A 22625-nucleotide genomic window follows, 5' to 3' on the forward strand; every position below is an offset into this window, starting at 1 on the left:
CAAAATAAAATTGAAATGCGCAACATATTTATCCTAGTCTTTATAATGGCGTTTTTAAACGCAGTCAACAGTCAGAATATTCAAGGTCATGTAATGACATCCACAGAAGATGGCGATATGGAATCTTTACCCGGTGCAAATATCTCATGGCTAGGCACTGCGGAAGGAACAGTAAGTGATCCGGACGGATACTTCAGTTTAAAAAAAATACCTAAATCCGATATTTTAATAGTCAGCTATATTGGCTTTACAACGGATACAATTGAAGTAGGTTATCAAACAGACTTGCATGTGATGCTTACACAATCCAATACATTAGATGAAGTATTTATTAAAGGAAAACAATCCGCTTCAAAAATTAATACATCGGATGCGGTAAATTCTATTGATTTTAGTAAAGAAGAATTTCTAAAAGCAGCATGTTGTAATTTGAGTGAAAGTTTTGAAACAAGTATGGTAGTGGATGCCGAATACAAAGATGCAATTACAGGTGCACGCACAATTCGATTACTTGGTTTGGATGGAGTTTATTCTCAAATAATGACTGAAAATATTCAAGTTGTAAGAGGTCTTTCTTCATCCTATGGATTAACATACATCCCCGGTTCATGGATTGAAAGTATTCAAATTTCGAAAGGTCCGGGAAGCGTTATAAACGGTTATGAAGGTATTACTGGATCTATCAATACAGAATTAAAAAAACCTTATGAAACTAAGGAGGAAAAATTCTTTCTGAATTTATATGGCAGTAATTCCGGCAGATACGAAGCCAATATTAATTATGCGCAAAATCTGAATGAGAAATTTAGTACGATGTTATTATTCAGTACAGCACAAGCTCACACCAAATTAGATCATAATGAAGATAGTTTTTTAGATGTACCATTAACAGAAAATTATTTGCTGATGAACCGCTGGAATTATTTTGGTAAAAAACATGAAGCACAAGCGGGAATTAAATTAGTGTACTCCGATATAACAGGTGGTCAAAATACTTTTGATTCAAACATGCCACGCACAATTGATAATGGATATGGAGTAGGTATAGATATTCGCAGAATGGAAGCTTATTTAAAAAACGGGTTTTTATTTACTAGACCAAATACATCCATTGGAATAATATTAAATGGAAGTTTACATGAACAAAATTCTTTTTTCGGACTTAATGATTACAATGCCAATGAAGAATATTTTAATGCAAATCTGATTGGTCAAACCTATATTTTCAATACAAATCATTTAATAAAAGGAGGTGGTAGTTATATATTAAATAATGTGGATGAAACGTATCAATCAGTAAACTACACCAGAAATGAATCTGTACCGGGTGTATTTGCAGAATACAGTTATACATATGATGAAAAACTTAGTGTGTTGGGTGGAATTAGAACAGATTTTCATAACCTGTACGGCACTTTCATTTCGCCAAGAATGCATGCAAAATATACCTTGAATTCAAACACCACTTTCCGGTTATCCGCAGGCAAAGCATATAGAGTTGCAAATGTACTTGCAGAAAACACTTCAATACTTACAAGCGCCCGTCAATTTATTTTGGAAGAAAATTTATTGCCGGAACAAGCATGGAATTACGGCGCTACTGTTGTTCAAAATTTTTATATTCAAAATAGAACCCTTACTTTGACTGTGGATGGATATCATACAGATTTTGTAAATCAGATAATTGTTGATGTAGATCGTGATCCAAATAATATTTATGTAAGTAATCTGTATGGAAATTCTTATTCCAATATTTTACAAGCGGAAGCTAACTACGAAGTATTCAAAAATTTTAATCTGCGTTTAGCCTACAGATACAGTGATGTGCAAACAACTTATCAGGAAGGAATGTTAGAAGTACCGTATGTATATAAAAACAGAGGATTAATAAATGTGAATTACCTTCTTGAAAAAAGTAGATGGGAGTTTGATGCTACTATGCAATATTATGGTGCATCACGGTTGCCTGATATGAGTGCAAATCCGGAAGCAAGTTTTTTGGAACCCTATTCACCTGATTATGTTTTAGTACTCGCTCAGGTAACAAAAAAATTCAAATTGATTGATGTATATATAGGAACAGAAAATCTTACAAACTATACACAAGAAAATCCTGTGATTGGATATAACGATCCATTCAGCAATAATTTTGATGCAAGCGTAGTTTATGCGCCGACAATGGCTCGAAAGATATATGGCGGCATTCGATTAACAATTAAAGAAAAATAATTTTTTAACAAACAAAAACAACAACAAAATGAGATCAGTAAAAAAATCAGCAACAATGGCAATTGCCATAGTAACATTTCTTGCTTTCACAGCATTTACAAATTATAAAACCGAAACAGTAAAAATCCAAACTTCAGCAGTATGCGGTTCATGTGAATCCACTTTAAAAACTGCATTAAGCAAAGTAGATGGTATTAAATCTGTTTCATTGAATGTAGATAATGCAGTATTAACTGTGAAGTACGATTCAAAACAAGCAGATACAGATAAAATTCGCAAAGCAATTAGCTTGGCTGGTTATGATGCAGATGATGTAAAAGCAGACCCAACAGCATACGAAAATTTACATAGCTGCTGTAAAAAAGATGCAGTTCATTAATTGAGTATTATATGAAATATCAATTCAGTACAAGTATTAATTGCAGTGGATGTGTCAAGGCAGTGAGTGCTTTTATTTACGAAGTTCCCGGTATTGATAAATGGGAAGTGGATACTGATAACCCTAAAAAAGTTTTAACGGTGGAAGGTAATGTACCTGCAAACTCAATTATTGAGGCCGTTAAAACAGCAGGGTTTTCTATTGACTTGATCAAAGAGCAGTCTTAGAAAAGATATGTCAAACCCTAGTCAGGATATATTTTATAAAAGATAATATTTAAAGAGATTGCCTTTGATATGTGGAATAATAAAATGTATAATGAAAGTTTTTGTGAAAGGCTATTGACTTGTATTGTGTATAATCATACCTTTGCAAAACGTTTATGGCTATTGATTCAAATTTATACATTCGAAAAATACCCCTTTGCAAATCAATACCTAAAGAACTCTTTTTACCGTTAAGCGTTAACATTATCAGACTTTTTTAAAAGAAAAACTACATGCGTCAGCTAAAAATCACAAAATCTATCACTAATCGGGAAAGCGAATCCCTTGAGAAATACCTGCAAGAAATTGGTAAGGTAGATCTGGTAACAGCCGAAGAGGAAGTAACTCTGGCTCAGAAAATCAAGCAGGGAGATCAAATGGCTCTTGAAAAATTAGTGAAAGCAAACCTCAGGTTTGTGGTATCAGTAGCAAAACAGTATCAGCACAATGGATTAACGCTGAATGATTTGATCAATGAAGGAAATGTGGGGCTTGTAAAAGCTGCACAAAAATTTGATGAAACCAAAGGGTTTAAATTTATTTCCTACGCTGTTTGGTGGATTCGTCAAAGTATTATGCAGGCATTGGCAGAACAATCAAGATTAGTGCGTTTGCCTTTGAACAAAGTGGGATCATTGAGTAAAATCAATAAGGCTTTCTCTGAATTAGAACAGCATTTTGAACGTGAGCCTACCGCAGATGAATTAGCAGAATGTTTGGATATTGGTGTGGAAGAAATTAAAAACACCATGAGTGTATCTTCAAGACACGTATCTGTAGATGCTCCTTTCGATGATGGTGAGAACAGTTCTTTATTAGATGTTTTGGAAAACAGAGAGATTGAAAGAACTGATGAAAAGTTAGATTATACGTTTTCTTTAAAAGTAGAAACTGACCGTACATTAGCTACACTTACTGAAAGAGAAAGAGATGTAATTAAATTGTTTTTCGGAATCGGCGTTCCTTATGCAATGACTTTAGAAGACATTGGTGAAGAATTCGGTTTAACAAGAGAACGAGTGCGTCAAATAAAAGATAATGCGATTAATAAGTTACGTTCTTCTGCACGTAACAAATCATTGAAAGCATATTTAGCACAATAAAATTTCAATATATAAAATTAAAAGGCACGATCATTTCGTGCCTTTTTTATTTCCATCCTTTTGCCTTGCTTATTATAACATAAGCTTCTTTCGTTTTTCGGAATTTGTCACTCAATATTTTCTGATCAGTAAATGAATGATGAATTGCCATGTCCGGATGATATTTTTTAACGAGAGTTAAATATGCTTTTTTAGTATCCCTAAAATTGGATAATGGTGAAATCCCCAATACATCAAAATAAATTTTCAATCCATCTTCTTCTACAAACACTTCTGATATCATCGCATTAATAGCCGCTGTAGATAATTCTAATCGCAAACCTATGGTGTGCATCGCATGACTTAATTTTTGCGGAGAAATATTTTTATACACTGCTATTCCTGAAATATCCGCTAATAATTTTGTCCGCTTTTCCAATGATAGAATTTGTACAAGATGCAAACAAATTGGAGTAACCTGAATTTTTTGACGACTTAATTCCTGAATAAATAATCGGCGGGGTTGGATAAAATCTGTTCCTAATAACTTCCCCAAACGCTTTAATATTTCATCCAGTGAAATAAAGCGAAATGTTTCGCACACTTGCATAATATATACCGCAAGCATGAGTGATTGCAAGCGGATTTCATTTTCAAGTGTTTGTTTATTTTTCTTGTTTTCCGGTTTTGAAATAAATCGTATATCCAATATTAATCCGATTAATAAACCAATAAATAATCCTGAAAAGCTATACATGATTACACCAAAAATGGGTAACAAGAATTTATTCATGGCAAATGGTTTCAATACGAACTTGCCATCGTTAGTTCTTAATAAAACTATAACTGTATTTTTATTCAATAGCCGGAATTAGAATTTTTTTCTCAAGAAAAATAAGTTTGCAATAGTATTTCTCTCATTCAAATTTACCAAACACAGTAATAGCAAAACATAAATTTTTTAGAATAAGAATATTTTGCATTTGATTAGTTTGTAATATCGCAAACATCATTTTGCCTTACTCGTATATTTTGATCCTGCAATTCTGAAACGCCATGGAATTGTTTTATAAAGTCCATCGAAATTCATTCCTACTCTTGCACTCTCTATTATTTTGAAAGAATTTGTTTTGTATTCTTCAATACATATTTTATCTGATGTCAAATCAATTCCATTATGTTGAAGTTGAATCCCCAAACATTGCGCAACCAAACCCGGGCCACTTGCTAACTGTGGAGTAAACTTATTCTTACCCGTTCTTTCTAACATAATTTCAATACCATCCACAGGTTGAATTGCTCTTATCAAAATTGCATGCGGTTCATTCTTTATATGTGTTACTACATTAAATAAACAATGAATACCATAGCATAAATACACATAACTCACACCACCTGATTCATACATTATTGCAGTACGTTTTGTACAACGACCGTTATGCGCATGGCTACCTCTGTCTTCCACTCCACAATATGCTTCCGTTTCAGTAATAATTCCTGAAGTGTATTGGCCCTCGAAATTTGTCACCAATAATTTCCCCAGCAACTTTTTTGCAATTGCAATTGTATCAGAACCTCTATAAAATTCTTTTGGTAATTTCACTTTTTACAACTCTTCATTAGATAAAATTTTTACTTCATGCCCAAAGGCAACATCTATCTTGTACCAACAGTTCTGCATGAAGAAGCTTTGCATACTATTCCCAATTATGTGCATGAAATTACAGAAGCAATTGAAATTTTTTTTGTGGAAGACGAACGCACTGCCCGAAGATATCTCCGCAAATCCGGATATAAAAAATCGTTCGATGAAATCATTATGTTGCGTATTGACGAACAAAATATTTCAGAATGTATACATTATTTGCTTCAGGGAAAAGATGTAGCAATACTTTCAGAAGCAGGTGTACCCACTGTTGCAGATCCCGGCGCCGATATTGTTAAACTTGCACATCAAACGGATATACGTGTAATTCCACTCATCGGACCATCCTCTGTTTTATTAGCATTAATGGCATCGGGATTTAATGGTCAGCAGTTTTCATTTAAAGGATATCTTCCAATAAAATCTGCAGAACGCAAAGCAGCTATAAAACAATTGGAACAAAAATTACTTCAGACAGGAGAAACACAAATTTTTATTGAAACTCCTTATCGGAATAATGCATTGATAGAAGATGTGATTGAAGTTTGCAACAACAGTACATTATTTTGTATTGCTGCAAATCTCACCGGGCCGGATGAATATGTGAAAACAAAAAGCATTGCAGAATGGAAACAACAGAAATTGCATCTCGAAAAAATACCCGTAATCTTTTTATTAGGTAATTGAATTTTAATTTTACACTATGATAATTATTGAAGAAGTACTGATTAGCGATGATATATTCGATAAAGAATTTGTTTGTAATCTGGATGCATGTAAAGGCGCTTGTTGTGTGGAAGGTGATGAAGGTGCCATACTTGAAAATTCGGAATTATCTATCTTAAAAAAAATATATCCGCAAGTGCAGGAATATATTACACCTGAAGGAAGAGATGCGATTGAAAAGCAAGGATATTATATACAAAATAAAGAAGGTGAATACAAAACTCCATTAATTAATAATGGTCCTTGTGCATATATTTATTACGATAATGGAATTGCACTTTGTGGAATTGAAAAAGCATTTCGTGTAGGCAAAATTGATTGGCAAAAACCTGTATCCTGTCATCTATATCCAATACGTATCGAAAAAGTAGGTGAACATGATGCATTAAATTATGAGCGTTGGAATATTTGTAATCCTGCTTGCAAACAAGGGAAAAAATTGAACGTTCCGATATTTCGTTTTGTGAAAGATGCTATCATCAGAAAATATGGTGAATCATTTTATGAGGCTATGGAAGCCACCTATACTTTTCGCAAAGAGGATAATAAAGATTAACGGATTATTTTAAATTCAGAAAAATTTTCCGGCTCTGCATTTTCTATTTCAACATGCAAAACCTGCGCATCAGACGGACCTTGTTTGCACCAAGTAATAAATAATTCTACTATTTCTTTTGGTCCTTCTACATGTGCACTCACTGTGCCATCCGCATTATTTTTTACCCATCCGCACAATTGCAAACTTATTGCTTGTTGCATTGCAGAATATCTGTAATTTACCCCTTGAACTTTTCCTTCAATATGAAGTTTTATTGCATATACCATTACAAATAAAAATAGTAATTTTTTCATGAAGGTATTTGAATAATCTGCTCATAAATCAATTACTACCTTCGCACATTATGATACAAACTGATTATCTCGTAATAGGCTCCGGAATTGCCGGACTCACCTTTGCACTTAAAACTGCCCGCAAGTTTCCGGATAAAAAAATTACAATCATTACTAAAGCAGAAGAAGAAGAAACCAACACAAAATATGCGCAAGGTGGTATTGCAGCAGTTTGGAATTTAGAGTTAGATAGTTATGAAAAACATATTCAGGATACACTGATTGCAGGTGATGGATTATGTAATAAAGAAATAGTAGAAATTGTGGTGAAGGAAGGTCCGGAACGTGTGCGTGAAATAATTAATTGGGGAGCTGATTTTGATAAGAGTGCAAGCGGCGATTATTTACTTGGTCGTGAAGGCGGACACAGCGAGCATAGAGTATTGCATCATAAAGATATTACCGGAAAAGAAATAGAACATACTTTAATTGAAGAGCTGGCAACGCATCCAAATATTCAGGTCCTTATTCATCATTTTGTGATTGATATCATTACTCAGCATCACCTCGGACATATTGTTACACGACACACTCCGGACATTACTTGTTATGGTGTATATGTGCTGAATAAAAAAACAAGAAGTATAGAAAAAATACTGAGCAAATTAACGGTGATGGCAAGTGGCGGTGCAGGACAAGTGTATAAAAATACTACCAACCCAATTATTGCAACAGGCGATGGAATGGCAATGGTGTATCGAGCAAAAGGAAGATTATCTAACATGGAATTTGTGCAGTTTCATCCAACAAGTTTATATCAACCGGGCGTAACTCCATCCTTTTTAATTACTGAAGCGATTCGTGGATCGGGTGCAATTCTGCGCACATTAAATGGTGAAGAATTTATGCAACATTATCATCCAATGAAATCATTGGCACCTCGTGATATAGTTGCCAGAGCAATTGATAATGAAATGAAAACAAGAGGTGAGGATCATGTGTTTTTAGATTGCACAAAAATTCCGCAGGAAGAAATTCATTCGCATTTTCCAAATATTTATGCGCACTGTTTACAAATAGGAATTGATATTACTAAAGATTTAATTCCTGTTGTTCCTGCTGCGCATTATATGTGTGGAGGTATTCTAACGGATGCCTTTGGACAAACCAGTATACTAAATTTATATGCATGTGGTGAATGTACTTGCACAGGTTTGCACGGCGCTAATCGGCTTGCTTCTAATTCGTTGTTAGAAGCATTAGTATTTGCACATCGCATATACGAACATGCTGCATTACATATTGATAATGTTGTTCTCACAGAAGGTATTCCTGATTGGAATGCAGAAGGAACAAACGATCCAAAAGAAATGGTATTAATTACACAAAGCATTCGTGAATTAAAAGAGATAATGACAAACTATGTTGGAATTGTTAGAAGTAATGAAAGATTAGAGCGTGCATTAAAACGATTGCATTTGTTATATAGCGAAGCAGAAAAATTATATGAATCCACCACTATATCTCCTCAATTATGCGAGCTTAGAAATTTAATTACTTTAGGTTTTGTAATTACAAGAGGTGCGAAAGCAAGACATGAAAGCAGAGGATTACATTTTACTACCGACTATCCTGAAAAAAGTAAATGGGCTGAAAATATTTTATTCTAATTCGGTAGTGTTGGAAATATCAAAACAAAATAAAAAAGTTTGGAATTTTTCTTTGATTAAAAATTTATTTTTTTTTCTTCCGCATTAATTCATACAATTTCATGTAACGGAAAAAAACTCCTTCTGCAGCAAGTTTACTAATTATAAATCCGGGATAACCATCCAAAAATCCAAGATCAATAATGTAATGTTTAAAAAATCGGAATGCCGGTTTAATTACAAAATGAAATGCATTGGGTTTTGTAGTTTTTTTAGAATAATCCACTGCCGACATACTTGAGTAGCGATTCCATTTTACAAGATATTGTTCTAAGTCTGTATAGGTATAATGCAATAATTTATTTTTCAATTTACCCACTTTACCTGTGGTTTCTATTTCTTCATGCACTTCCACATCTTTATATCTGCAAACATCACGATAAAATAATCGGATCACTTTATCTCTCTGCCAGCCGCTGAATTTAATTTCTTTACCCATAAAATGATTGCGCCGGTAAATCCAAAATGCATTAAAGTGTATTTCATCTTGAGCTAATACTTTTTCAATTTCATATCTTAATTCATCCGTTACTCTTTCATCCGCATCCAATAATAAAATCCATTCATTTGCAGCTTGTGGTATAACCCAGTTTTTTTGCTTTGCGGGATTTTCATATTCATGGTGTAAAATTCTTGTATTGAAAAGTGCTGCTTTTTCCAAAGTAGAATCTGTGCTAAACGAATCCACTACAATTATTTCATCACACCATTGCACAGATTTCAACACAGCTTCTATATGTTGCTCCTCATTAAAACAAGTTATTATAGCAGTGACTTTTTGCATACGTTACACTTTCAATTTTTTATGTTGTAGAAACAATGCAATAAATAACATATAAAATGCAGTTCCAAGTTGAATCTCAAAAGGATGTTCAGTCATAATAGAAACTAATGTAGTTACCAAAAAAGCAATCATCAAAATATTATTCTTTATACCGATGAGAAAAACAGGATAAAAAAATGCGGTGATAAAAATCAGCAAGCCGAAAATTCCGGTGCATACCCACACATAAATAAATTGATTGTGCGGAGTCATTATTGCAAAATCTTTATTAGGATATTTTAAATCGTATTGTGCTTTCATTGCGGTTTTTATGTCTCCGGCTCCAACACCTGCAAGCCAATGTTGCCGAATAATTTCTGTTCCCAATTGCATACTAACCAATCGCTGAGCATCACTATGTTCTGCTTTAATTTCATTGTTGCGAATCATCTGCAATTCGTATTTGAAGTAACCAAATTTATTTTCAAGTGATGGAATAAATTGTAACGATGCCCATGCCATTGTAAATAACAAAACAAGAATGCTGATTCCAATTACAATTTTTTTCTGTGCAAAAATGTAAACAAGTACTATACAAAATAAAGAAGAGTACAAGGCAACTATTCCACTTCTCACTGCAAATACATGAATAGCAATCAGCAAGAAAAGGGTTATAAATACAAGAATATATTTTAACCACTTTGCAATTTGGTTTGTAGAATCTGCAATTAAATATCCCCCGCAAATAATTGCAAAAGCCATTTCCAAACTAAAACGAATATGTTCATTCATGGGAGCAGGAATAGGCTTCCCTTGCTTTATTAATTCATTGAGATGTGTAAAATCAGAAAGATAATTTATCATCATCCACAAAGAAGCTATTCCAATTACCAATACAAAAACAAGAAGAAATCGATTTAATAATTTTTTACTCAAAGGTTTTACTGCTGCAAATCCTAAGGGAAGAGCAATAAATGGTAATTTAATTCTACAACGCTCCATCCAATAAATTTTATCCTCCGAATAAATTCCACTGATTATATAGGAAAGAAAAAATAAAAGAAATAAAACAGAAGCCGGTTCAGACAACCATGTTTTAAAATTTGCCAACACGTTATTATTTAATAATGCATTGCCCACAATCACCATCATAGCAATACTTAAAAGGGCTTTTGAACTTACCAGACCTACAATTAAGCCCAATACACCGACAATAAATAAATGCCGATGCGGGAAGTAGGATAAGATTTTATTTACAATATGCATATTAATACAGCGCAAATTAACAGAAAAAAAAAGGGGATAATTTACAGTCACACCGAAAAATATTATTTTTAGCTCGTGGGTACAAATGATCCGATAAAAAAACTGCGTGACGAAATTTTTGAAAAAGAATTTTTGCCTCAAATGGATGCACTTTACAATTTTGCATTCCATCTCACCTACAATGAAGATGATGCAAATGATTTAGTACAGGAAACTTTTTTAAAATCCTATCGCTTTATAGATTCGTACCAGCAGGGGACCAATGCTAAAGCCTGGCTTTTTAAAATTTTAAAGAATGGCTTTATCAACGATTACCGCAGGAAATCAAAGCGACCTATGCAGGTTGAGTTTGACCCGATGGTAAATTATAGTGAAACGGATGATGATTCGAGTGTACAGATAGTTGATTTACGGCAGGAAATGTTTCAAGGCTTAGTGGGCGATGAAGTTACAAGAGCGTTGAATGATTTGCCGGTGGATTTCAGAACAGTGATTCTTCTGTGCGATATTGAAGAGTTCTCTTATGAGGAAATAGCAAAAATTATTGATATACCAATTGGTACCGTTAGGTCCAGATTGCACAGAGCACGCAATCTGCTGAAAGAAAAATTAAGAGAATACGCTATGAAAGAAGGTTATAAAGAAAATCGCTAAATATGGAGCAATCCTTACCCGAACATGATTGCAAAAACTTTGTAAGAAAAGTTTTTCTGGTTCTCGACGGAGAACTCAATTCTGATGAACAACAGAATTTTATTATGGATATCGAAAGATGTCAGGCTTGCCTGCAACATTATCACATTGAAAAAGAATTTAAAGCTTTTGTGTCTAAAGGTGTATTGAGAAAATGTTGTTCAGAAACATTACGACTTTCCATAATATCTCAAATTAAAAATATTGAACAAGCAGAATAATTATTGCAGTTGAAATTTAATAGGTAGTGTATAGAAAACATCTACCGGCTTACCTTGCTGCATACCTGGATTCCAATTTGGCATTTTCTTTACCACACGCAAAGCTTCTTCATCGCATCCTGATCCTATTCCTCTCACTACTACTGCATCACTTATTTTTCCTTTGCCACTCACAACAAATTTTATATACACAGTTCCTTGAATCATATTGTCTTTAGCTAGAGCCGGATACTTTATATTTTCTGCGAGAAATTTATACATCGCTTCATCACCTCCTGGAAATTCAGGCATCTGTTCTACGGTTACAAAAATATTTGCATCCACAGTCGGTGCAGTTGGTACTGCGTCGCTGCTTTTTTTAGATGTGGTTTCTGCAACACTTTTTTCATTGAGTGTGATTTCATCAAAAACCATTGTGTCTGATTCTTTATCATCATTGCTTTCAATTACAATTAGATTTCCATCTTCTATATCGGTCGGTCTTGGTTCAAAAGCTACAGCACCTGAATTCGTTTCTTGTCTGTTATCTTGTTGGATTTCTAATTTATTTTCCACAGGCACAACAGGTTGAATAATTTCCTGTGCGGTTTGTTCAGGAGGGGATAATTCTGTAATATTTTTTTGCAAAACAGAGTCCGCCTTATTTTCTGAGATAACAGGATTGGTATATTCTTCTGCCTGAATAATTGCAATTTTTTCTTGTTGAGTTTTATTCAATTGCGTAATAATTAAAAATGAAACTGCAATAAAAACTATCAGCATTGCAGCTACAGCAAGAGTGCGAGTATTCAATGAAATTATACGTGGTTTTTTAGACCCGGTAATAATATCAATATCAGCTTCTATTTTTTGAAATACCCTTTGATTCTCTTTCATGGATTGCATTTTTAATCCTTCATAGGAATCTCGCAGAAATGGATCTTCTTCCATCAATTTTTCAAACGCTCTTTTTTCAAAATCCGGAAGTTGATTCCGCATATAAGCGAGCATTTTCTCTTTGGTGTAGTAAATATCTTTAGTATGGTAGTATTTATCCAGCATTGTTCTTATCCATAAATATTTTTAAGTTGCGCTTACCATTTTGTATATAACTTTTCACTTTCGATAATTCAAATCCGGTTATTTCTGCAATTTCCACGTAACTTTTGTTTTGAAGATAAAATAACTCTACACAAATTTTCTGTTCTGCATTCAACTCTTTTAATCCTTCTTCCAACAAGTCTAAATGTATTTCTTTTACTTGTGCTTCATCTAGATGCTCCTCGGCTGCAAAATCCATATCATTATCTTCATCATCTGAATTTCTTCCCGGATCAAACTCAATAAAATTTATATTCTTGCCTTTGCGTAAATGCATAAGACATTGATTTTTAGTAACCATGTATAACCAGGATTTAAAATTATTTACCTGATGATTTTTTAAATCAGACATGAGTTTCTCAAACACAAACATGGTCATGTCCTGGGCTTCTGCTTCATTCTTCAAATATTGCATGCTCACACCAAACACTAAATGGACATAGCGCTTAAACAATTCGCCCAATATCTTATTATCACCGGATTGGCGGTACTCCGCCACCAGTATTTCGTCATCAACCTGGATTGTATTTTTTGAACGTAGAAATTTCAAACCTGAAAATTTGGCTAATAAACGGCATTAACTGCCGGGTTTATACTTTATAAAGATAAGACTTTGAAATAAAGAGAGAAATATCCTCAATACACATCTTTTTCTATCGCTTGTTCGGTCTTGGCTTTATTATCATAGTCCTTATGAGGCTCATGCGGTTGCCATCCTTCTATTAGCATCAGAAAAGTAAATCCAATGATATAAGCAACAATTACATGCCAGCCTCCTTTCACCCAATTCGGAACTGATTTTGCCCGAGCATATAAATTTGAAATAGCAACTCCCGCTGAAGATCCAAACCAAATCATACTACCACCGTAACCGACTGCATACGCCAACACTGCCCAATCGTATCCACCTTGGACCAACGCAAGTTTTGTAAGTGGAATATTATCAAATACTGAAGATATAAAGCCCATTGCAAAAGCTGTTTGCCATGATGCTGCTGGTAAGGTATCTACAGGCATCATGCTGGCACTTAGTACAAGCGAAAGAAGAAATACTGTTCCGGGTACGGCTGTTGGAATTTCTTTCCATGGGGTTTTTGTAATTAATGCTCCTAATATTATAGCTCCCCAAACACCGGCAGCAGGAAAATCAAGTAAAATATTGGTAGAAATAGCACCAATTAAAATCAATAGGCAAACAAGTAATTTTTTGTAATCAATCGGTTTATTTTCAGCCATTCCATCCTTAATAATTGGCTGTAATTTGAATTGTTGTTTTGATGCGAAATATCCAAAAAACAAAAGAGCAGGTACTGAACCAATGTAAGCTGGTATTACCCAAGTTAAATCAACTCCGTCAATCCACATCATAGTTGTAGTTGTATCTCCAACTACTGAGCCTGCACCACCGGCATTACTTGCTGCAACAATTGCCGCCAGATAACCAATATGTACATTGCCTCTAAATATTACAAGACCTATAGAACCGCCAATTAATGCAGCGGCGATATTATCTAAGAAGGCTGACATAACGAATACAAATACCAGCAATACAAAACAGCCTTGCCAACCACCGGGTAATATTTTTGGAAGGTTATCCGGTACACCGGATTCTTCAAAATGTTTGGCTAATACTGCAAAGCCTAATAATAAGCCAAGAAGGTTTACTAATATTTCCCACTCATGTTCAATTAGATGAACAACACTAAAATCTGTACTGAAGATTCTGAGAAGCAAAATACTTGTTAAACCTATTAAGGCTACCTGCAAAGTGCGATGATGAAAAAGTGCAACGCCTACTAAGGTGAGTGCAAAAAGTATAAACTCTAATCTTACACCATATATGGCGATTCCATCAGAAACAGGTTCACCGGAAGAGGCAAATGAAACCAAAGGTAGAAACACAAATATTCCGAGACTAGCGAGGAGCTTTTTGAAATTCATTATTAAAGTTCTTGGTTAGTAAACGGCGGCGAAGTTAAGTAGAACTCCAGTAATAAAACAGCTTTAATATATTATTGATGATTTTCAGTCACTTCCGTTTGTGTATTGTCGCTTAAATGATCATAGGGATGCCATCCATTTATACCATATAAAATAAAAAAGCCGATTACATAAGCCAGAATTATATGCCATCCATTTTTTACCCACTTGCCGACAGACCTGCCTCTGGGAAATAAATTAGTAATAGCAACGCCGGCAGAAGAACCAAACCAAATCATGGAACCACCAAAACCAACTGCGTAGGCTAATAATCCCCAATCATAATTACTTTGTTCTAATGCAAGTTTTGTCAACGGAATATTATCGAATACTGCAGAAATGAATCCGAGTATTAAAGCCGAAACCCAACTTGCAGGAGGCAATGTATCTACCGGCATTAAGGAAGCGCATAATACAAGACACATTAAAAAAGCAGATCCGGGCAAGGCACTTTTCACTTCTTTCCATGGAGTGGAAACAAATAAACTGCCTAACAATATAGCACCCCAAACTCCTGCCGCAGGGAAGTCCAATAAAATATTTGTAATAATTGCACCTGCAAGAATTAATGCAACCACTACTATTTTTTTTGGCTTAACAGAATGTACCGATGTAGTGCTTTGTTTAATTATAGGTTGAAATGCATGTTGTTGCCGAGCAGCAAAAAAACCAAAAATTAATAGTGCCGGCACTGCTGCTATATAAGCATGTACTACCTGACCGGGATTTATTCCGTCAATCCACATCATAGTGGTAGTAGTATCACCAACTACAGAACCACATCCTCCTGCATTACTTGCTGCAACAATAGCTGCGAGATATCCAATATGCACTTCACCTTTGAAAATAATTAAGGCAACAGAACCCCCAATTAATGCAGCAGCAATGTTGTCAAGAAAAGATGATAAAATGAATATCATAATTAACAGAAAGAATGGCCCGGTCCAATTATCGGGTAAAAATTTTGGTAAATGATCTGGCACACCGGACTCTTCAAAATGTTTTGCAAGCACTGCAAATCCAATCAACAATCCGAATAGGTTTAAAAGAATCCGCCATTCATGTTCCACATGTTCTATGGCATTAAAGTCTGTGAATAAAAATCTAACTATCAAAACAGAAATCAATCCTGTTATCGCAACATACAATGTATGATTATGAAAAAGTGCAACACCAACAAGAGTAAGCGCAAACAAAATAAACTCCAGCCGTATTCCAAAAAAGGATATACCATCAACGCCGGCAGTTTCTGTTCCCGCTGCAAATAATAATGCAGGCACGGCTAACAGAAGAAGCAAAGAATACATTTTCTTCATACAATACCAATATGTTTTTTATAATATGCCTTTACAAAATTCGAAGGAAGGGAAAACTTACATGCAGTAAGATTTACTCTTGTATTTCAGTAACCGGTCCTGGGTAGCTGAAAGGCGGCACAAAAGTATTATTCAATTGTGTAAATCAAAGACTAAATGAAAAAATATTTCTGCACTATTTGTTACAGAATAAGTGAATCTCCTTTGCTATTATAAATGGTACTTTTGCAAAACCCGATATTTTATATCATGACAGCAACATCAAATAAATTTCTTCACGACAGCGAACGCAAAGCGTTTGATAAAACGCATAAAAGCAAATTACTTTTTAATATTAATAAGTATGATCAAACTGTTGTAAAAGGCAAATTGCAATATCAGGATTTAGAGTTAGTGAAACGCAAGGCTAAAAACATTAAGTGGAAAGCAATTGAAAACTTAGATAAATTACTGCTTGAGTTTGAAGCCAATTTTATGGCAAACGGTGGCAAAGTAATTTGGGCTAACGATGATAAAGAAGCTCTGAATGAGATACTAAAAATTCTGAAAAAGAAAAATGCGAAAACTGTTGTTAAAGCAAAAAGTATGTCCACAGAAGAAATTCATTTCAATGAATTTTTAGCTGAGCATGGTATAGAAAGTATTGAAACAGATTTGGGTGAGTTTATTCAACAATTAGATGGTGAACCTCCCTATCATATTGTTACACCTGCCATGCATAAAAGCAAACAGGATGTTGCTGAATTATTTGCAGAAAAATTAGGAACAGATATAAATCTTACTGCAGAGGAATTGACATTAGTTGCAAGAGAAAAATTGCGTGAAAAATATTTGAAAGCAGAAGTAGGTATTTCCGGTGGCAATTTTATTCTGCCTGATATTGGTGGAATTGCGGTTACAGAAAATGAAGGTAATGCAAGACTCAGTACAAGTTTTCCAAAAACACATATTGTAGTTGTAGGCATTGAAAAAATGCTGAATAGTGTAAATGATTTACATTGGATTTGGCCACTGCTTGCCACTTATGGAACAGGCCAAAAAGTAACGGTTTATAATACCATTTTCACCGGTCCGAAAAAAGAAATTGAAACTGATGGTCCGGAAGAAATGTATGTGGTACTCTTAGATAATGGTCGCAGTAAATTATTAGCGCATGCAGATAAACGTGAAGCATTATATTGTATTCGTTGCGGTGCTTGTTTAAATGTTTGTCCCGTTTATAAAACTATTGGCGGACATACTTACGGCACTACTTACAGCGGCCCGATAGGTTCCATAATTACTCCGCATTATAAAGGCATGGAGGAATTTAAACATCTCAGCGAAGCATCTACATTATGTGGTGCATGCACAGAAGTATGTCCTGTAAAAATTAATCTGCATAAATTATTATTATACAATCGCCATGAAGCAGCAGAAGAAGGCTTTACTACTTTCAGCGAACGCAGTATGTGGAAAGTATGGCGCAGTGCAATGCTGAGCAGAAATAAAATGGATCGTGGAAATAGTGCAATAAAAAATGCTGCTCTCGGAATTTTCTTTAAAGGCTCATGGGGTAAACGTAGGGAGATGTTGAAGTTTGCTCCTAAATCTTTTAGTGAGCAATGGAAAGAAAAACATGGCAAGGAATAATTTTTAAAAAATTTAATCTTAAGTATGCAATGTGAAATTTGTAACCAAGAAAAATTTCATGACTTACCTTTTTTTTATTTATGGAACAACAAGAAATTTCAACTTGTACAATGCAATAATTGTAAATTAATCACTTTAGATCCAAAGCCAACATCGCAAGAATTAGAATTGCTTTATGCAGAAGATTATTTTGATCATGGAGCTCATGGCTTAGATGCTTATCAAAAAACTTACGAAGAAATCAGAGATGAAATTCCTGTGGAAACATGGAAAGAAAAAGTGCGGGAAACTATCTTAAAAGAAAAACCTGATGCAAAATCTTTGTTTGAAATTGGTGCTGCCATGGGTTATTTCTTAAACGCCGCAAAAGAATTAGGTATGCAAGTTTCTGGTTTGGAAATATCTTCTTCTGCGAATAAAAGAGCAAAAGAAAAATTTAATCTGGATTTATACAGCGGAGATTATGAAGAAATGGATTTAACAAATGAATATGGGAAATGGGATGTAGTGTATGGTGGTGATGTTTTTGAACATTTCAGTAATCCATCCATTGTATTAGATAAAATTTATAACATGTTGAAGCCCGGCGGAATTGCCTATTTGGTAATTCCATCTACATTCAATTTATTTTCAAGTTCTATCGCAAATACTTTTCTAAAACTTTCTGGTAAGCAGCAAAAAATGGCCGACAATCCCTACCATTTATTTGAATATACTTCTAAGACTGCATCCAAAATGCTGAAAACAAAATTTAAAAAAATAAAAATTATTAATAATATTAAAAAGCCTTCTGAAGTAAATTTAAAATCTGGTAATCTTTTGTACAAGATAAAATATGTTATCCATCTTTTTAATTATCCGTACACAAAAATAACCGGAAGAAGAGGGGATAGAGTTACCTTAATTGGTATTAAAGAGTAATAAAACGATTAAAAGATTAATTCAATAATGCTTCCTTAAATAATCATTTTAATATCTCTACCTTCTTAGTATCAGCGTTCCATTCTTCTCTCTTACCTTTGCCATAATTCACAACAAATGGAAAGCATTAAAGAACATTCGCATATAATAGAATATAAGCGACATAAATTCAGCGACGATCAATTACTGGATTTGTACAAGAGCTTATTAAAGCCACGCATGATTGAAGAAAAAATGCTGAACCTGCTGCGTCAGGGGAAAATTAGTAAATGGTTTAGCGGTATCGGACAAGAAGCAATTTCCGTTGCTACTGCATGGGTGTTGGATAAAGACGAATATATTTTACCCATGCATCGCAACCTCGGTGTTTGGACAACCCGCAAGGTGCCTTTCGATAAAATGTTTATGCAATGGCAAGGTAAATACCATGGATTTTCTAAAGCTCGTGAACGCAGTTTTCATTTCGGTACAAACGAATATCACATCGTTGGAATGATTTCGCATCTCGGTCCGCAATTAACACTTGCTGATGGAATTGGCTTAGCATCTAAATTAAATAATGATGGAAAAGTTACTGCTGTTTTTACCGGCGAAGGCGGCACCAGCGAAGGCGATTTTCATGAAGCTTTAAACGTAGCTTCTGTTTGGGATTTACCTGTAATTTTTATTATTGAAAATAATGGATATGGATTGTCCACTCCAACCAACGAACAATATCGTTGTGAAAAATTAGCGGATCGTGGAATCGGTTATGGCATGAAAGCATTTACTGTTGACGGAAATAATATTCTTGAAATGGTGAAAGTGATACAAGATATTCGTGCGCAAATGTTGATTGATTCTAAACCTGTGTTATTGGAATGCAATACGTTTCGTATGCGTGGACATGAAGAAGCAAGTGGTGTAAAATATGTGCCGAAAGAATTATTGGAAATGTGGGGTAAAAAAGATCCTGTTGTAAATTATGAAAATTATTTATTCAGCATCGGTTTATTAAATGATGCATTAAAACAAGAATATAAATCAGCTATAGTAAAAGAAATTGAATCAGGTATTCAAGCCGGATTTGCGGAACCGGAACCCACAGCAAATACTGAAGATGAATTGCATGATGTGTATGCTCCTTACACACAAATTATTACCGAACCAAAAGTGCAAGCAACCACACAAAAAAGAATGGTAGATGCAATTAGTGATGCATTGTGGATGGCGATGAAAAAACATGATTCACTTGTTTTGATGGGACAGGATATTGCGGAGTATGGTGGTGTATTTAAAATTACTGAACGCTTTGTGGAAGAGTTTGGAAAATCTCGTGTGCGCAATACACCTATTTGTGAATCTGCAATTCTCGGTGCTGCAGTTGGCTTAAGTATTAAAGGCATGAAGAGTATGGTGGAAATGCAATTTGCAGATTTCGTTACCAGCGGATTTAATCAGGTAGTAAATAATATTGCAAAAATGCATTATCGCTGGGGACAAAATGTAGATACGGTTATTCGCATGCCTACAGGTGCAGGTGTAGGTGCCGGACCATTTCACAGTCAAAGTAATGAAGCCTGGTTTTTTCATACACCCGGTTTAAAAATTGTGTATCCTTCCAATGCGACAGATGCAAAAGGATTATTGCTCGCCGCATTTGAAGATCCGAATCCGGTAATGTTTTTTGAACATAAAGCATTGTATCGCAGTAATACCGAAGATGTACCTGATGATTATTATACCATACCAATTGGTCATGCAAATTGGGTGAAAGAAGGCAATGATATTTCTATAATTACTTATGGTATGGGTGTGCAATGGGCATTAAAATTCTTAGAAAAAAATCCGGATATCAGTGCCGATGTGTTAGATCTGCGCACATTAATTCCATTGGATAAACCTGCAATAAATACTACTGTAAATAAAACAGGAAAAGTTATTGTGTTGCATGAAGATACTTTAACTGGTGGCATAGGTGCAGAGATAGCAGCCTATATTTCCGAACACATGTTTCAACATTTGGATGCACCTGTTATGCGTTGCGCATCACTCGATACACCAGTACCTTTTGCAATTCCTTTAGAAAAAAACTTTCTACCTGAAAAACGTTTTGAAGAAATGGTGAGGAAGCTTTTGGAATGGTGAGGGTGATTAGCTGATGAGCAAATGAGATAATTTGCAAATGTGAAAATGAAATAAATCCGTGTAATCTTTTAATCCAATTAATCTGTGATTCAGACAATTTTAAAGAATTAAAAACAGACAATGATCCACCTGAATAATTTCGAAACAATGCTTGATACCGAAACCCAACAAAAAGCATTTAAATATTTTACCGAAGGTCGTATCAAACATATATTTAATATCAATGGTTACGAATGGCATGCGGTGGTGGATGCGTATGATGAATATGTAGTATCTATAAAAATGAAAGGCACAGATATAATCAGTATGGAATGTTTTTGCAGCGACGAAAATGATATTTGTGTACATGAAGCTACTGTACTTTATCATATAAAAAATGAAGGCGCACAAATTCAATCAGATGATAAAGAAGGATTTGAAAAAATAAAAGAATCACTCAGTTTTATGCCTCCCCACATGTTGCGATATCTTGTTTTAAAATTTGCAGCAGAGACGGGAAAACAGCTTATAATTTTTGAAATAGTATTTTAAAATGAGTGCAATGAATATTGTATTTATTTATTCTTAAAAAAATAAAAAATTAACGAGATAAGAATATTTATCTCTCAATAGTTAATAACCTGCTCTTCAATCATCTCCGGGATTTCTCTGTTTTCATATTGTTGAGTACGTAGTTGTGGAATAAATCCTGCGTTGCGAATTGATTCCTGAATTGTTCGAGATGTAAACCGATGTGGCGCACCTGCGGCACTCACCACATTTTCTTCAATCATAATACTGCCGAAATCATTTGCGCCGGCATGTAAACAAACTTGCGCCACTTGTTTGCCAACGGTTAACCAGCTTGCCTGAATATTTTTAATGTTCGGTAGAAAAATTCTACACATTGCAATCATGCGAATATATTCATCCGCTGTAGTATCATTTTTTGCACGACGAATTTTTTTCAATGTAGTTCCTTCATCCTGAAATGTCCATGGAATAAAAGCTAAAAATCCTTTTGCATTTTCAGGTTTTTCACTTTGCACTTGTCGCAATTTTTCTAAATGTAAAAAGCGCTCTTCAATAGTTTCTATATGTCCGAACATCATCGTAGCACTTGTAGTCAATCCAAGTTTATGAGCAGTGCGCATTACGTTCAGCCATTCATCACTATTGCACTTTCCTGTTGAAATTATTTTACGCACACGATCCACTAATATTTCTGCACCGGCACCCGGCAAAGAATCTAAACCGGCTTTCATTAATTCAGTTAATACATATTCATAAGAATAATTTCCAAGAGAGGCGATATGATGAATTTCAGGTGGCCCTAATGAATGCAATTTTATCTGCGGAAACATTTCTTTTATATCGCTGAAAGTTTTTACATAAAAATCCAATCCTAAATCCGGATGATGTCCGCCTTGTAATAATAATTGCTCACCACCATATCGAATGGTCTCTTCAATTTTTACTCGGTATGTTTCTTTATCCGTAATATATCCTTCAGCATGTCCGGGCACACGATAAAAATTGCAGAACTTACAATTGGCAACACAAATATTTGTTGTATTCAAATTGCGATCAATAATCCAGGTTACTTTATTACCCGGTACTTTTTCTTGTCGCAATGTATGCGCAATATCCATTAGCACAGCAGTAGGTGCATTTTCAAATAAATACACGCCTTCTTCTACGGTAAGAAATTCGGACGCTAATGCTTTTTTATATAATGTTTGTAATTGCATATTGATTAAAATGCCTGTTTGCAAATCTA

General features: G+C 34.6%; 23 protein-coding genes. 13 read left to right on the forward strand and 10 right to left on the reverse strand.

Annotation, left to right across the window (positions count from 1 at the left end; genetic code table 11):
• Positions 1-15: 15 nt before the first annotated feature.
• From IPN31_15885 to IPN31_15900, 4 genes are all read left to right on the forward strand, one after another.
• Positions 16-2229 carry a TonB-dependent receptor gene (locus IPN31_15885; protein MBK8683355.1) on the forward strand — a complete coding sequence of 738 codons (2214 nt, stop codon included), beginning with the start codon at positions 16-18 and terminating at the stop codon, positions 2227-2229.
• Positions 2230-2257: 28 nt separating this feature from the next.
• Complete coding sequence (locus tag IPN31_15890) at positions 2258-2608, forward strand: heavy-metal-associated domain-containing protein (GenBank protein MBK8683356.1); 351 nt, start codon at positions 2258-2260, stop codon at positions 2606-2608.
• 11 nt (positions 2609-2619) lie between these two features.
• Positions 2620-2835 (forward strand): cation transporter, encoded by a 216-nt coding sequence (locus IPN31_15895; protein MBK8683357.1) that lies wholly within the window; start codon positions 2620-2622, stop codon positions 2833-2835.
• A gap of 272 nt (positions 2836-3107) precedes the next feature.
• Positions 3108-3977 (forward strand): sigma-70 family RNA polymerase sigma factor, encoded by an 870-nt coding sequence (locus tag IPN31_15900; protein MBK8683358.1) that lies wholly within the window; start codon positions 3108-3110, stop codon positions 3975-3977.
• Between the two features lie 46 nt (positions 3978-4023).
• Here the strand turns inward: IPN31_15900 and IPN31_15905 are convergent, their stop codons facing one another.
• Positions 4024-4818 carry a DnaJ domain-containing protein gene (locus IPN31_15905; GenBank protein MBK8683359.1) on the reverse strand — a complete coding sequence of 265 codons (795 nt, stop codon included), beginning with the start codon at positions 4816-4818 and terminating at the stop codon, positions 4024-4026.
• Between the two features lie 147 nt (positions 4819-4965).
• Positions 4966-5559, reverse strand: coding sequence for a DNA-3-methyladenine glycosylase (locus IPN31_15910; GenBank protein MBK8683360.1), 594 nt, complete (start codon positions 5557-5559; stop codon positions 4966-4968).
• 36 nt (positions 5560-5595) lie between these two features.
• Between IPN31_15910 and IPN31_15915 the strand changes: the two genes are divergently transcribed.
• Complete coding sequence (locus IPN31_15915; GenBank protein MBK8683361.1) at positions 5596-6288, forward strand: SAM-dependent methyltransferase; 693 nt, start codon at positions 5596-5598, stop codon at positions 6286-6288.
• A 16-nt stretch (positions 6289-6304) separates the two neighbouring features.
• Positions 6305-6883: a DUF3109 family protein gene (locus IPN31_15920; protein MBK8683362.1), complete on the forward strand. Its 579-nt coding sequence runs from the start codon at positions 6305-6307 to the stop codon at positions 6881-6883.
• On the opposite strand, the gene IPN31_15925 is transcribed toward IPN31_15920, so the two are convergent.
• The gene (locus tag IPN31_15925) at positions 6880-7152 is read right to left on the reverse strand and encodes an acylphosphatase (protein MBK8683363.1); all 273 of its coding nucleotides are present in this window, start codon (positions 7150-7152) and stop codon (positions 6880-6882) included. The two genes, IPN31_15920 and IPN31_15925, sit on opposite strands and share 4 nt — an antisense overlap.
• Before the next feature lie 77 nt (positions 7153-7229).
• On the opposite strand from IPN31_15925, the gene nadB reads away from it, so the two are divergent.
• Entirely contained in the window at positions 7230-8828 is a 1599-nt protein-coding gene (gene nadB / locus IPN31_15930; protein ID MBK8683364.1) for an L-aspartate oxidase, read from the forward strand.
• A gap of 64 nt (positions 8829-8892) precedes the next feature.
• Here nadB and IPN31_15935 read toward each other — a convergent pair whose 3' ends face one another.
• A complete protein-coding gene (locus IPN31_15935) occupies positions 8893-9651 on the reverse strand; it encodes a glycosyltransferase family 2 protein (GenBank protein ID MBK8683365.1) in 759 nt (252 codons plus the stop codon).
• Between the two features lie 3 nt (positions 9652-9654).
• On the reverse strand, positions 9655-10896 hold the full coding sequence (locus IPN31_15940; protein MBK8683366.1) for an O-antigen ligase family protein: 1242 nt from the start codon (positions 10894-10896) through the stop codon (positions 9655-9657).
• A 141-nt stretch (positions 10897-11037) separates the two neighbouring features.
• Here IPN31_15940 and IPN31_15945 point away from each other — a divergent pair, with 141 nt between their 5' ends.
• Together IPN31_15945 and IPN31_15950 are read left to right on the forward strand one after the other, a co-directional pair.
• A complete protein-coding gene (locus tag IPN31_15945; GenBank protein MBK8683367.1) occupies positions 11038-11550 on the forward strand; it encodes a sigma-70 family RNA polymerase sigma factor in 513 nt (170 codons plus the stop codon).
• 2 nt (positions 11551-11552) lie between these two features.
• Positions 11553-11810, forward strand: coding sequence for a hypothetical protein (locus IPN31_15950; protein MBK8683368.1), 258 nt, complete (start codon positions 11553-11555; stop codon positions 11808-11810).
• Here IPN31_15950 and IPN31_15955 read toward each other — a convergent pair whose 3' ends face one another.
• The 4 genes from IPN31_15955 to IPN31_15970 form a co-directional block, all read right to left on the reverse strand.
• Complete coding sequence (locus tag IPN31_15955; GenBank protein MBK8683369.1) at positions 11811-12851, reverse strand: TonB family protein; 1041 nt, start codon at positions 12849-12851, stop codon at positions 11811-11813.
• The gene (locus IPN31_15960) at positions 12841-13440 is read right to left on the reverse strand and encodes a sigma-70 family RNA polymerase sigma factor (protein ID MBK8683370.1); all 600 of its coding nucleotides are present in this window, start codon (positions 13438-13440) and stop codon (positions 12841-12843) included. Before IPN31_15960 ends, IPN31_15955 begins: the two co-directional genes overlap by 11 nt.
• A gap of 86 nt (positions 13441-13526) precedes the next feature.
• Positions 13527-14780 (reverse strand): citrate transporter, encoded by a 1254-nt coding sequence (locus tag IPN31_15965; protein ID MBK8683371.1) that lies wholly within the window; start codon positions 14778-14780, stop codon positions 13527-13529.
• 122 nt (positions 14781-14902) lie between these two features.
• Positions 14903-16084: a citrate transporter gene (locus IPN31_15970; GenBank protein MBK8683372.1), complete on the reverse strand. Its 1182-nt coding sequence runs from the start codon at positions 16082-16084 to the stop codon at positions 14903-14905.
• 351 nt (positions 16085-16435) lie between these two features.
• Here IPN31_15970 and IPN31_15975 point away from each other — a divergent pair, with 351 nt between their 5' ends.
• The 4 genes from IPN31_15975 to IPN31_15990 all read left to right on the forward strand — a co-directional run bounded on the left by IPN31_15975 (position 16436) and on the right by IPN31_15990 (position 21397).
• Positions 16436-17818 carry an iron-sulfur cluster-binding protein gene (locus IPN31_15975; protein MBK8683373.1) on the forward strand — a complete coding sequence of 461 codons (1383 nt, stop codon included), beginning with the start codon at positions 16436-16438 and terminating at the stop codon, positions 17816-17818.
• A 24-nt stretch (positions 17819-17842) separates the two neighbouring features.
• The gene (locus tag IPN31_15980; GenBank protein ID MBK8683374.1) at positions 17843-18739 is read left to right on the forward strand and encodes a class I SAM-dependent methyltransferase; all 897 of its coding nucleotides are present in this window, start codon (positions 17843-17845) and stop codon (positions 18737-18739) included.
• Positions 18740-18856: 117 nt separating this feature from the next.
• Positions 18857-20866: a dehydrogenase E1 component subunit alpha/beta gene (locus tag IPN31_15985; protein ID MBK8683375.1), complete on the forward strand. Its 2010-nt coding sequence runs from the start codon at positions 18857-18859 to the stop codon at positions 20864-20866.
• 147 nt (positions 20867-21013) lie between these two features.
• Positions 21014-21397, forward strand: coding sequence for a hypothetical protein (locus tag IPN31_15990; GenBank protein ID MBK8683376.1), 384 nt, complete (start codon positions 21014-21016; stop codon positions 21395-21397).
• Positions 21398-21471: 74 nt separating this feature from the next.
• Here the strand turns inward: IPN31_15990 and mqnC are convergent, their stop codons facing one another.
• On the reverse strand, positions 21472-22596 hold the full coding sequence (gene mqnC / locus IPN31_15995; GenBank protein MBK8683377.1) for a dehypoxanthine futalosine cyclase: 1125 nt from the start codon (positions 22594-22596) through the stop codon (positions 21472-21474).
• Between the last annotated feature and the right edge of the window lie 29 nt (positions 22597-22625).

The sequence above is a fragment of the Bacteroidota bacterium genome (assembly GCA_016715425.1).
Taxonomy (GTDB): domain Bacteria; phylum Bacteroidota; class Bacteroidia; order Chitinophagales; family BACL12; genus JADKAC01.